The sequence below is a fragment of the Mycobacterium sp. 852013-51886_SCH5428379 genome (assembly GCF_001665575.1).
Lineage (GTDB): Bacteria > Actinomycetota > Actinomycetes > Mycobacteriales > Mycobacteriaceae > Mycobacterium.
In genome coordinates, this window is record NZ_LZSU01000019.1 from 291,075 (window position 1) to 303,319 (window position 12,245).

General features: G+C 69.8%; 13 protein-coding genes. 4 read left to right on the forward strand and 9 right to left on the reverse strand.

Features of this window, described 5'->3' with window-relative positions:
• Positions 1–49 precede the first annotated feature (49 nt).
• Positions 50–658, forward strand: a complete 609-nt coding sequence (locus tag A5757_RS08755) for a TetR/AcrR family transcriptional regulator C-terminal domain-containing protein (RefSeq protein WP_066831481.1) — start codon at positions 50–52, stop codon at positions 656–658.
• A gap of 73 nt (positions 659–731) precedes the next feature.
• Here A5757_RS08755 and A5757_RS08760 read toward each other — a convergent pair whose 3' ends face one another.
• A complete protein-coding gene (locus A5757_RS08760; RefSeq protein WP_066831484.1) occupies positions 732–1,424 on the reverse strand; it encodes a hypothetical protein in 693 nt (230 codons plus the stop codon).
• Between the two features lie 171 nt (positions 1,425–1,595).
• Between A5757_RS08760 and car the strand changes: the two genes are divergently transcribed.
• Both car and A5757_RS08770 read left to right on the forward strand, forming a co-directional pair.
• Complete coding sequence (car, locus tag A5757_RS08765; protein ID WP_066831487.1) at positions 1,596–5,099, forward strand: carboxylic acid reductase; 3,504 nt, start codon at positions 1,596–1,598, stop codon at positions 5,097–5,099.
• A gap of 51 nt (positions 5,100–5,150) precedes the next feature.
• Positions 5,151–6,239, forward strand: a complete 1,089-nt coding sequence (locus A5757_RS08770) for a GGDEF domain-containing protein (RefSeq protein WP_066832302.1) — start codon at positions 5,151–5,153, stop codon at positions 6,237–6,239.
• A 3-nt stretch (positions 6,240–6,242) separates the two neighbouring features.
• On the opposite strand, the gene ruvB is transcribed toward A5757_RS08770, so the two are convergent.
• From ruvB to A5757_RS08795, 6 genes are all read right to left on the reverse strand, one after another.
• Complete coding sequence (gene ruvB, locus A5757_RS08775) at positions 6,243–7,310, reverse strand: Holliday junction branch migration DNA helicase RuvB (RefSeq protein ID WP_066831490.1); 1,068 nt, start codon at positions 7,308–7,310, stop codon at positions 6,243–6,245.
• A complete protein-coding gene (gene ruvA, locus A5757_RS08780) occupies positions 7,310–7,900 on the reverse strand; it encodes a Holliday junction branch migration protein RuvA (RefSeq protein WP_066831493.1) in 591 nt (196 codons plus the stop codon). Before ruvA ends, ruvB begins: the two co-directional genes overlap by 1 nt.
• Positions 7,897–8,451 (reverse strand): crossover junction endodeoxyribonuclease RuvC, encoded by a 555-nt coding sequence (gene ruvC, locus A5757_RS08785; RefSeq protein ID WP_066831496.1) that lies wholly within the window; start codon positions 8,449–8,451, stop codon positions 7,897–7,899. The genes ruvA and ruvC overlap by 4 nt, the downstream gene beginning before the upstream one ends.
• A gap of 76 nt (positions 8,452–8,527) precedes the next feature.
• Positions 8,528–8,881 (reverse strand): hypothetical protein, encoded by a 354-nt coding sequence (locus A5757_RS23135; RefSeq protein WP_156618250.1) that lies wholly within the window; start codon positions 8,879–8,881, stop codon positions 8,528–8,530.
• A gap of 16 nt (positions 8,882–8,897) precedes the next feature.
• Complete coding sequence (locus tag A5757_RS23140) at positions 8,898–9,203, reverse strand: hypothetical protein (RefSeq protein ID WP_156618252.1); 306 nt, start codon at positions 9,201–9,203, stop codon at positions 8,898–8,900.
• A 4-nt stretch (positions 9,204–9,207) separates the two neighbouring features.
• Positions 9,208–9,825 (reverse strand): TetR/AcrR family transcriptional regulator, encoded by a 618-nt coding sequence (locus tag A5757_RS08795; protein ID WP_082929382.1) that lies wholly within the window; start codon positions 9,823–9,825, stop codon positions 9,208–9,210.
• 66 nt (positions 9,826–9,891) lie between these two features.
• Between A5757_RS08795 and A5757_RS08800 the strand changes: the two genes are divergently transcribed.
• The gene (locus A5757_RS08800) at positions 9,892–10,722 is read left to right on the forward strand and encodes an alpha/beta fold hydrolase (RefSeq protein WP_066831509.1); all 831 of its coding nucleotides are present in this window, start codon (positions 9,892–9,894) and stop codon (positions 10,720–10,722) included.
• A 4-nt stretch (positions 10,723–10,726) separates the two neighbouring features.
• Here the strand turns inward: A5757_RS08800 and fmdA are convergent, their stop codons facing one another.
• Positions 10,727–11,980 (reverse strand): formamidase, encoded by a 1,254-nt coding sequence (gene fmdA, locus A5757_RS08805; protein ID WP_066831511.1) that lies wholly within the window; start codon positions 11,978–11,980, stop codon positions 10,727–10,729.
• An 11-nt stretch (positions 11,981–11,991) separates the two neighbouring features.
• Positions 11,992–12,216 carry a zinc ribbon domain-containing protein gene (locus tag A5757_RS08810; RefSeq protein WP_369815924.1) on the reverse strand — a complete coding sequence of 75 codons (225 nt, stop codon included), beginning with the start codon at positions 12,214–12,216 and terminating at the stop codon, positions 11,992–11,994.
• Positions 12,217–12,245: the final 29 nt, after the last annotated feature.

The following is a 12,245-nucleotide window of genomic DNA, read 5'->3' on the forward strand; positions in this document are numbered from 1 at the left end:
TCGTTTATTGTGAGCACAGTCACCCGACGTCGCAACCGGGAGGTGCGGAGTGGGCCGGCCCGCCACGCCGAAGTTGTCCGTCGACCTCATCGCCGAGGCGGCGCTCGACCTCGTGTGCACCACGGGCGGGTTCACCATGCCGGCGCTCGCACGCAAACTGCGGGTCCAACCGTCGTCGCTCTACAACCACGTATCCGGACGCGACGCCGTCGTCGAACTGCTGCGGGAGCGCGCGATGTCGGAGGTCCGGCTGCCGTCCATCGACCTGGACGATCCGGACCGGCCGTGGCGCGACGTCGTGGCCGATATCGCCCGGACCTACCGGGCCAGCTTCGCCCGGTATCCCAGCCTGATTCCGCTGCTGACCGAGTTCGCCGTCAACAGCCCCCAGGCCTTCACCATGTACGACGCGCTGGCGGTCACGCTGCACCGGGCGGGCTTCAGTCCCGCGGACACGCTGCGTTGCATCACCCTGGTGGACAACTACGTGCTCGGGGCCGCGCTCGACGTCGCGGCCCCGGACGAACCGTGGCGGCCCGGACCCGGCTGCAGTCCGGAACTGACCGCCGCCCTGGCCACCGGGTCCCCGAAACCGGGGCGGGCCGACGACGCTTTCGAATACGGACTGGCGGTGCTGCTGCGCGGCCTGCACCCCTGAGCCGCGAAACAGCATTCCCGGTCGTCAAGCCGCGGGCTTGACGACCGGGAATGCTGTTTCGCGACCGGCTGGATCAGTGGTGGACGAGGTTGTCGCGGCGACGACCCGGACGCAGCCGGCTCAGCAGGCCGCGGCGCGGACGGTTCTCGTACGTCGGGCCGACGACCTCCGTCTTCTGGTTGGCCAGCATGTGCTGATCGGTCACCGGGAGCGGCTGGGACACCGGGGCGTCCGCGACCCCGGCGGCCGGGGTCGCGACCGGGCGCTGGGCGTAGGCGATGTCGCGGGCGCTGCGGATGGACAACCGGCCGACGGCCACCGCGCCGAGGAAGATGATCAGGGCGCCGAGGCCGTAGAAGTATGTCAACTCCAGCCACACCCGCTTGGTCTCCGCGGTGGCGACCGGAGAACCGGCGTTCCCGAGATTCAGCGGTCCCGCCAGGGCGCGGCCGATGACGAACCACGCGCCCGCGGCCACGGTCAGCCACCCGCCGAGCATCGCCGTGGCGCGGTTGCGCGACGTCAGCAGCAGGATGCCACCGATGATCGTGACCACACCGGGCAGCACTTCCAGCCAACCGCGGCCGGTGGTCCAGGCCCACGGCGAGTCCGGGGTGAAGGCGAAGTCGAAGTAGGGGCCGACGAAGGGTACGAGGGCACCCCAGAGACCGAGCAGGATCAGCAGGAAACCGCTGGTTGCACCGCGGCTGCGGGGAATCGTCATCCGTCCGCCGCGCGGACGTTCGGGGTGTTGTGAGCCGATCATGATGCCTCCTGGGGTTGTGGAGGCCGGATACCCCGCGGGGGTCACGCCCTAACGCCCATTCCTCCCAGCGAACTCACAGCGCGCTCCAGGAATACATTTAGCGTTGCTAACGTATTTTCCATTAGGCGCAACGGAGCGTCCGTCCCCCACCCTTCGACGTGAGGAGCCGCTGTGTCGACTTCGTATTCCCCCGACGGTCGCGAAGCGCGCCTCGACCGGCGCATCGCCGATCTCTACGCCTCCGATCCGCAGTTCGCCGCCGCCCGGCCCGACCCCGTCGTCGGCGCCGCCGTCGACCAGCCAGGCCTGCGGCTCCATGACATCGTCCGCGCCGTCATGGAGGCCTACGCCGAACGGCCCGCGCTGGGCCGGCGCGCCGTCGAGTACGTCACCGACGCCGCCGGGCGCACCTCCGCCGAACTGCTCCCCCGGTTCGACACCATCACCTACCGCGAGACGTGGGACCGGGTCCGCGCGGTGGCCGCCGCGCTGGCCGACCGCGTCGTGCGGCCCGGCGACCGCGTCGCGGTGCTGGGTTTCACCAGCGTCGACTACACGATCATCGACATGGCGCTCAACGTCGTCGGTGCGGTGGCGGTACCGCTACAGACCAGCGCGGCCGTCACCTCCCTGCAGCCCATCCTGGTCGAGACCGAGCCGGTGGCGCTCTTCGCCGCCGTCGACTTCCTCGATGACGCCGTCGACCTCGCCCGCACGGGCTTCACACCGCGGCGCCTCGTCGTGTTCGACCACGACGCCCGCGTCGACGCCGACCGGGAGGCCGTGACGGCCGCGGCATCGGCGCTGTCGAGTGCCGGTGTCGCCGTCGAGTCGCTGACCGACGTCATCGCGCGGGGGCGCACCCTGCCCGCCGCGGCACCGCACATCCCGGCCGACCCGGACCCGCTGATGCTGCTCGTCTACACCTCCGGCAGCACCGGCACGCCCAAGGGCGCGATGTATCCCGAACGGCTGGTGGCCAATTCGTGGCGGACGTCCGCGCGTCAGGCGTGGGGCCAGCAGAGCGTGACGCCGGCGATCACGCTGTCGTTCATGCCGATGAGCCACATGATGGGCCGCGGCATCCTCTACGCCGCACTCGCGGCCGGCGGCACCGTGTACTTCGCCGCTCGCAGCGACCTGTCGACCTTCCTCGAGGACGTTGCGCTGGTACGGCCCACGCAGATGAACTTCGTCCCCCGCATCTGGGAGATGCTCTTCCAGGAGGCCCAGAGTCGAATCGCCCGCGACGGAACGGATCTCGCCGACCTGCGCAGCCAACTCGTCGGCGACCGCGGGGTCAGCGCGCTGACCGGTTCGGCACCCATCAGCCCGGAACTCAAGGCATGGGTGGAGGACTTCCTGGATCTGCCGCTGATCGAGGGCTACGGCTCCACCGAAGCCGGCGGAGTGTTCGTCGACGGCCACGTGCGCCGTCCGCCGGTGCGCGACTACAAACTCGTCGACGTCCCCGACCTCGGCTACTTCCACACCGATCGGCCGTTCCCGCGCGGCGAGCTGCTGGTCAAGTCCGACGATCTCATCCCGGGCTACTACCGGCGCCCGGAGATCACCGCCGAGGTGTTCGACGAGGACGGCTACTACCGGACCGGTGACATCGTCGCTGAGACCGGGCCCGATCAGCTGAAGTACCTGGACCGGCGCAACAACGTCCTCAAGTTGTCACAGGGCGAGTTCGTCGCCGTGTCGACCCTCGAGGCCGTTTTCGGTGCCAGCCCGCTGGTGCGCCAGATCTATCTGTACGGCAACAGCGCCCGCTCGTATCTCCTGGCGGTCGTGGTCCCCACCGAGGCCGCGCTCGAACGGTCAGGCGGCGACGACGCTGCCCTGCGCGCGGCACTGTCGGAGGCGCTGCTGTCCACGGCCCGCGAGGCCGGGTTGCAGTCCTACGAAATTCCGCGTGACCTCATCGTCGAGACCGAACCCTTCACGCTGGAGAACGGTCTGCTGACCGGTATCCGCAAGCTGGCTCGCCCGAAGCTCAAGGAGCGCTATGGCCCGCAGCTGGAACAGCTCTATACCGACCTCGCCGACGATCAGGCCGCCGAACTGCGCGCCGTCCGCGAGGGCGCGCAGCAACGCCCCGTGCTGGAGACCGTGAGCCGCGCGGCCGCCGCACTGCTGGGCGCCGCGGGCACGGACGTGCGATCGGATGCGCACTTCACCGACCTCGGTGGAGATTCCCTGTCGGCGTTGACGTTCGGCAACCTGCTCAACGACGTCTTCGACATCGACGTGCCCGTGGGTGTCATCGTCAGCCCCGCCAACGACCTGGCGGCGATCGCCGGGTACATCGAGGCGCAACGGTCGTCGGCCGGAAAGCGGCCGACGTACGACTCCGTGCACGGCCGGGACGCGACCGTCGTGCGCGCCCGCGACCTCACCCTGGACAAGTTCATCGACGCCGAAACCCTCAGCGCCGCAACGGCGCTACCTGCCCCCACCGGAGAGGTGCGCACCGTTCTGCTCACAGGGGCGACCGGGTTCCTCGGGCGCTACCTCGCCCTGGACTGGCTCGAGCGGATGTCCCTGGTCGGCGGAAAGGTCGTCTGCCTGGTCCGCGCCAAGGACGACGCGGCCGCGCGACAGCGCCTCGACGACACCTTCGACAGCGGTGACCCGAAGCTCCTGGAGCACTACCGGCGGCTGTCCGAATTCCTCGAGGTGCTCGCCGGCGACAAGGGCGACGCCGATCTGGGCCTGCCGCAGCCGGTGTGGCGGAGCCTCGCCGAGACGGTCGATCTGATCGTCGATCCGGCCGCGCTGGTCAACCACGTGCTGCCCTACCGGCAGCTGTTCGGCCCCAACGCGCTGGGCACCGCGGAGCTGATCCGGTTGGCCCTCACCGCCAAGCTCAAGCCGTTCACCTACGTGTCGACGATCGGCGTGGGCGCCGGCGTCGCCCCGGGACGGTTCATCGAGGACGGCGACGTCCGGGAGATCAGCCCGACCCGCGCCGTCGACGACAGTTACGCGAACGGCTACGGCAACAGCAAGTGGGCCGGTGAGGTGCTGCTGCGCGAGGCGCACGACCTGTGCGGGTTGCCCGTGGCGGTGTTCCGCTGCGACATGATCCTGGCCGACACCACCTATGCCGGACAGCTGAATCTGCCCGACATGTTCACCCGGACGATCCTGAGCCTGGTGGCGACCGGCATCGCACCCGAGTCGTTCTACGAACTCGACGAGGCGGGCCGGCCGCAGCGCGCCCACTACGACGGGCTGCCGGTGGAGTTCATCGCCGAGGCGATCGACACCCTGGGCGCGCAGGCGGTCAGCGAATCCGGCACCGGCTTCGCCACCTTCCACGTGATGAACCCGTACGACGACGGCATCGGACTGGATCAGTTCGTCGACTGGCTGGTCGACGCGGGCTACCGCATCGACCGGGTCGCGGGCTACGACGCCTGGCTCACCCGGTTCGAGACCGCGGTGCGGGCGCTGCCGGAGCGGCAGCGCCAGTACTCGTTGCTGCCCCTGCTGCACAACTACCGGCGAGCGGAGCGTCCGCTGAACGGGGCCATGGCGCCGACCGAACGGTTCCGGGCCGCCGTCCAGGAGGCCAAGATCGGTCCCGACAAGGACATTCCGCACGTGACGCCGCCAGTGATCGTGAAATACGCGACCGATCTGGAGTTGCTCGGACTGCTCTGACGTCCGCGGCTGCCCGCGTAGCATGCGGGTGGACGTCGGGAGCGAGGAGTGGTGCGCGGAATCCACCTGTGGTGGCGACAGCCGGACCACTATGACTGGCTCACGGGCTATCTGGCCGCCCGTGGCCTGACCCATGCGGCCCGCTACATCCTGGCCGGAATCCTGACGCTGCTCGCGGCGGCCACACTACTGATGAGGTTCAGCCCGGCCGGCCCGGCCACCATCGCCGAACGGGTCGCCTCGGATGTGGTGACCGCCGTGCTGATCATCGTCGCCGTCGGCTATGTGTGGCGCTGGCCGGATCGCCGCCGCTCCGAGGTGTTCTCGCTGCTGGGTACCGTCGCGCTCGCCGGGGCGTGTCTGGCCGACTCGGATCCGCGCGCCGGCCTCCTCGGGTGCGCCGCCTTCATCGGGCTGGCGGGGTACGTCGGGTTCTTCCACTCCCCGCGCTACCTGACGATCACCCTGGCCATCTCGTTGGCGACGGCCACCGCGTGCGCGGTGCGCATCGCGTCCGAGGGCGACCCGGCCATGGCGCTGTCGAAGCTGATGGTGATGACCGGCGCCATCCTCGCGGTGCCGTTCTGTGGTCAGGTGCTGGTCAACTGGCTGTCGGTGGACGCGCTGAGATCCTCGATCGACGCGCTGACCGGGCTGCGGAACCGGCGCGGATTTCACCGCGCGGCGCGTGATCTGCTGACCGGAGCGGCCGGAGATCCCGATCGCAGCTTCACCGTGGTGATGGTCGATCTCGATGCGTTCAAACAGGCCAACGACACCTACGGCCACGCGGTCGGCGACATGATCCTCATCGCCGTCGCCGACAGTCTGCGCAAGGCCGCCGGAGACGACGCGGTGGTCGGCCGGATCGGCGGCGAGGAGTTCCTGGTCGCCGCCATCGCCGCGCCCGGCGCGCTCGCCGAGAACTCCGAACGGCTCCGCGCGGCCATCGCCGCGACGTCGTGGAACATCACGGCCAGCCTCGGCGTCTCGAGCACCGGTCTGACGCGGGTCGCCGAGACGCCGCGGGATCTGATCGAGGGCCTGATCGCCGCGGCGGACACCGCGATGTACGAGGCGAAGCGAGCCGGCGGCAATCGGATCCATTTCGCCGATACGCCGATGTCGCGGCTGTCCTGACCGTCAGTCGTACAGCCCGGGTTGGCCGAGTCCGCTGACGCCGCTGGGTGGGGTCAGCCCGAGATGCGTCCATGCCAGCGTCGTGGCCACCCGGCCGCGCGGGGTCCGCGCGATCATGCCCGCCCGCACCAGGAACGGTTCGCACACCTCCTCGACGGTCGTGGCCTCCTCGCCCACCGCGACCGCCAGCGTCGACACTCCGACGGGTCCGCCACCGAAGCTGCGGGTCAGCGCCGAGAGCACCGCCCGGTCCAGGCGATCCAGGCCCAGTTCGTCGACGTCGTAGACCGCCAGCGCCGCCTTGGCGATATCGCGGGTGATCACCCCGTCGGCGCGCACCTCGGCGTAGTCGCGGACGCGGCGCAGCAAGCGGTTCGCGATGCGGGGTGTACCGCGGGACCGGCGCGCGATCTCCGCCCCCGCCTCGGCGCCGAGTTGGATGCCGAGGATCCCGGCCGACCGGGCCAGCACCCGTTCCAGCTCGGCGGGTTCGTAGAAGTCCATGTGGGCGGTGAAGCCGAATCGGTCGCGCAGCGGGCCGGTCAGCGCGCCCGATCGGGTGGTGGCGCCGACGAGCGTGAACGGCGCCACCTCCAAGGGGATCGACGTGGCGCCGGGCCCCTTGCCGACGACGACGTCGACGCGGAAATCCTCCATCGCGAGGTAGAGCATCTCCTCGGCCGGTCGCGCGATGCGGTGGATCTCGTCGATGAACAGCACGTCACCCTCGATGAGGTTCGACAGCATCGCGGCGAGATCACCGGCCCGTTCCAGCGCGGGCCCGGAGGTCAGTCGCAGCGACGAACCGAGCTCGGCGGCGATGATCATCGCCAGCGACGTCTTGCCGAGCCCGGGCGGGCCGGACAGCAGGATGTGATCGGGGGTACCGCCGCGGTTCTTGGCCCCCTCGAGGACCAGTTGGAGCTGTTCGCGCACCCGGGGCTGGCCGATGAACTCACCGAGCGACCGGGGCCGCAGGCTGGCGTCGATGTCGCCCTCGCCGACGGTCAACGCCGGTGAGACGTCCCTGTCCTCGGGTTCGGGAGGCGTGTCCTCGTCGAAGCGGCCCACTACTTCTTCCCCAGCATCGACAGCGCCGACCGCAATGCGCTCGAGGTGGTGGCCTCCGGGTCGGCGGCCAGCACCTTGTCTGTGGCCTCCTCGGCCTGTTTAGCCGGGAAGCCCAGTCCGACAAGCGCTTCCACCACAGGACCGCGTACGGCGTGTCCGCCGGCCGCCGTCACGCCGGGCCCCGCGGCCACCGCACCGATCTTGTCGCGCAGTTCCAGCACCATCCGCTCGGCACCGCGCTTGCCGATGCCCGGCACCCGCGTCAGCGCCGTCACGTCGCCGTCGGCGAGCGCCTGGCGCAACGTCTGGGCGTCGTACACCGCCAGCGTCGCCAGCGCGATCTTCGGGCCGACACCGGACACCCCGAGCAGCGTGGAGAACAGGTCGCGCGCATCGCCGTCGGCGAAGCCGTAGAGCGTCATCGAGTCCTCGCGCACGATCATCGCGGTGATGAGCCGCGATTCGGCACCGCGCCGCAGCGTCGCCAGGGTCGACGGCGTGGCCATCACCTTGTAGCCGACGCCGGACGCTTCGATCACGGCGTGGTCGAGGGCGATGTCGATCACCTCGCCGCGCACCGAGGCGATCACTTCGCCGCCTTCAGTCGGGCCGCGTAGGCCCGACGCTGTTCGGCGGCCATCGCCTCCGCGGCGGCCATCCGCGCGATCATCGGGGCGCGCCAGCAATGGCAGATCGCCAGCGCGAGCGCGTCGGCGGCGTCGGCGGGGGTCGGCTTCGCCTGCAGCGCAAGGATCTTCGTGACCATGGCGGTCACCTGGGCCTTGTCCGCCCGCCCGTTGCCGGTCACCGCCGCCTTCACCTCGCTGGGCGTGTGGAAGTGCACGTCGATGTCCCGCTTGGCCGCGGCCAGCGCGATCACGCCCCCGGCCTGCGCGGTCCCCATGGCGGTGTTGGCGTTCTGGTTGGCGAACACCCGCTCGATGGCCACGACATCGGGCCGGTGGGTGTCCATCCAGTACTCGACGGTGTCGCTGATCGTCAGCAGCCGACGGTGCAGCTGCTCACCAGAGGGGGTACGCACCACGTCCACGTCGAGCGCGATGACCTGGCGACCGCGGCCGCTTTCGATGACCGACAGCCCGCAGCGCGTCAAGCCGGGATCGACGCCCATCACCCGCACGCCACACCCTTTCGCCAGAACACGTGTTCGATACCTTAGCGGTCCGGGGTGACCGACCGCGGTAGTGACACACCGCTCAGGCGTAGGGGCGCAGATCCTGCGGTGGCTGGCCGGGCGGCGGCACCTCGCCCGATACCTTCAGCCCGTGGACGATCTCGTCGACGCGCTCACCCGAGGCCCGCCAGCCCTTGATCTTCTCCTCGGCGAAATCGTCTCCGTCCCGCCGGACGACCACCTTCCACGGCACGCCGACGAACTTGCCGAGCAGCCAGAAGGGCCACGCGAGTACGAACGGCAGCGCGATCACGAACATCAGCACGCCGAACCAGCCGCTCCCCCACGACACCATGTCGTCGAGGTGGTCGATCAACGGCATCCAGCGGCGGCGCACCGACCAGCGCACACCTTCGGCATCTTTGAAATGCGGCACGACGACAGCCTAGAAGTCAGATCACGAACCGGCCGGAACGCGCGCCCTGCGACACCTCGAGTGCCAGTGCGGCGATACGCCCCTGGGACCGCTGCCAGCCGCGGACGAGTTCTCGGCCCACCTCCTCGCCGTCGCGCTCGATGACGATCGTCCAGCGGATCCCGAGCCACTTCGCGGCCACCCAGAACGGCCAGAGCGCCACGAACGGCAACGCGAGCAGCAGGGCGATCAGGTCGAGGTGCAGGTCGAGAACGCCGGGGAACGGCCACCACACGCGGTGCACGGACCACTCTCTGCCGTTGGGGTCGACGACCACAGCCACGAATTCAGAGCTTAGATCGAGACGACCCCTCGACGCCGGCGGAAGCGGCGATCAATTCCACCCCGCGGAACTGCGGTCCGAGAATCCGCCCCGCCGCCAGTAGCGGTTCGACGTCGCGCAACGTGCGGGCGAGGACGAACGCGCCCTCCAGGGCGGCGACGAGGGCGACGGTCACCTCCCGAGCCCGGGCGGGTGCCAAACCGCGTGTGGTGAAGTACGCGGTGCCGCCGTCGAGCCATCCGGTGAAGACGCCGGCGGTCGCTTCGCGCAGTTCCTCGACGGTGTCGGCGATCTCCGCGGCGACGGAGGCGATCGGGCACATGTTGGCGAACCCGGTGGCGGCCATGTCCTGCGCAGCCTGTTCGAAGACGCCCTGCAGCGCGGCACCCAAATCGGTGTAGCCGTCGACCACCGACGGGATGAGCAGCGCGTACGCGGCTCCGGCGTTGATGAGCGCCTCGCGGGCGATCTGCACCTTGCCGCCGCGAAAGTGGTGGTAGAGCGATCCGATCGGCGCACCGGAGGCAGCCGCGATGTCCTTCATCCCGACGGCGCCGTAACCGCGTCGGCGCATCAGTTCCGCGGCCGCGGTCAGGATCGATTCGCGCGTAGACCTTGCCACCGTCACCTCCCGGGTACACACTAGAGCATACGTTCTAGAATGGTCGTTCTAGCCGGAGGGATCGCCATGCGCACCGTCGACGTCACCGCAGGGACCATCGAGTACCGGGAGGAGGGCGATCCCGACGGACCGCCGGTGGTGCTGCTGCACGGGCTGCTCATGAACGACACGGTGTGGGACCTCGCCCTGCCGGCGCTGCCGCCCGGCTTCCGGTACCTGCTGCCGGTGCTGCCGCTCGGGGGCCACCGCATCCCCATGCGTGCCGACGCCGATCTCACCCTGGCCGGCATGGTCGGCGTCGTCGCGGACTTTCTCGACGCGCTGGATCTCGTCGATGTCACCCTGGTCGTCACCGACTGGGGCGGCCCGCTCTTCCTCACCGACATGGGGCGAGACAAGCGCGTGGCGCGGATGGTCATCTGCCCGTCGGAGGCGTTCGAGAACTTCCCGCCGGGGTGGCCGGGCAAGGTGGCGTGGCTGGCCAGCCGCAGCCCGCTGACCGTCGCAATCGCGATGCGACAACTCAAGGTCGGCTGGCTGCGCCGCCGTCGGCTGATGTTCGGAATGATGGCCAAAAAGCCGGTGCCGCAACACATCGTCGACGCCTGGCTGGACGCCGCGCTCGCCGACGAACGGATCCGCCGGGATCTGGTGCGCTACTGCGCAACGCGCTTCGTGGACGCCGAGTTGGTACGCGCCACCGAACGCCTCGCGGCGTTCGACGGCGACGTATTGGTGCTGTGGACCCGCAATCCCGTGATGCCCGACGACCATGCGCGCCGCCTGACCGAGCTGACCGGCGGCACGCTGCGCTACGTCGACGACGCCTACGTGCTGCTCATGCTGGACCAGCCGGAACGGACGGCGCGCGAGATCGGCGCCTTCCTGACGAGCTGATGACTCAGAACGCCGAGTGCGGCGCCCCGATGCCCGGGTCGATCTTGACCGGACCGGCCGCCGTCGGCTCGACCGGGAAATCGAAGATCGCCGTCGGGATGTACACCGTGGCACAGGCGTTCGGGATGTCGACCACCCCGGACAGCCGGCCCTCGATCGGCGCGGCGCCGAGCAGCAGATAGGCCTGTTCGGGGCTGTAGCCGAACTTCGTCAGGTAGTCGATCGCGTGCAGGCAGGCTCGCTGGTACGACAGATGTGAGTCCAGGTACCGCTGTTCGCCGTCGAGGGTCACCGACGTCCCGGAGAACGCCAGCCACTCCGAGTACTGCGGGTCGGTGTTGCCGGGCATGAAGATCGCGTTCTCGCTGACACCGTAGGTCTCCATGCCACCGGGGATCACGTCCACCCGCAGGTCGATGAAGCCGCCCATCTCGATGGCGCCGCAGAACGTGATCTCGCCGTCGCCCTGGGAGAAGTGCAGATCGCCCACCGACAGGTTCGCGCCGTCGACGAACACCGGATAGAAGATCCGGCTGCCCTTGGTGAGGTTCTTGATGTCCTGGTTTCCGCCGTTCTCCCGCGGCGGTGCCGTGCGGGCGGCTTCGGCAGCGGCCCGGGTGAACGCGTCACCGGTCAGGCCGCCGAGGATGGCGTCCTGCGGTTCGGGCGGGAGCGCCAGGGGCGGCACCCGGTCGGGATCGGTCGCGATCAGCGCGGCCTCCCGGGTGTTCCACGTCGAGAGCAGGTCGCGCGACGGCGCGGTGCCCATCAGACCGGGGTGCACGATGCCGGTGAACTCGACGCCCGGCACGTGCCGCGAGGTCGCCTTCTGACCGGAGAAATCCCAGATCGCCTTGTAGGCGTCGGGGAACTGTTCGGTGAGGAACCCGCCGCCGTTCTGGGTCGGGAAGATGCCGGTGTAGCCCCAGCCCTGCCCCGCCAGCGGTCCGGAGTCCTCCTGCGGGATCGGCCCGACGTCGAGGATGTCGACGATGAGCAGGTCGCCGGGTTTGACGCCCTCCACCGCGATCGGACCGGACAGCACGTGCACGGTGGTCAGCGGCGCGTTGAGGATGTCGTCGGCCGAATCGTCGTTGTGGATCGCCCCGTCGAACCATTCGCGGCAGTGCACCCGGAACGAGTCGCCCTTCTTGACCGTCACCGCGGCCGGGATGTCGGGATGCCAGCGGTTGTGGCCCAGCTTCTCCTGCTCGGTGAACTTCTTCGTCGAATCGAGGGGAAACACGATGTCGGGCATGGGATCTCCTTCTACGGTCGCGGGAGCTTGCGGTGCAACGGGTTGGTGCTGACAGGTCGCCGGCCCGTCGCCGGGGGCGGTGCGGTGACGACCGCGGGACGGTCGGCGGTGGCCCGCGTCGCATCCTGGAGGGCCATCGCCGCACCGCCGGCGCGGCCCAGCTTCGGCGCCGCGATCATCCGGCGGGCCGAGGCACCGCACTCGGGACACTCGACCGTGTCGGGCCGGTCGAGCATCGGATGCATCTGCTGCGTGGTGCCGCACC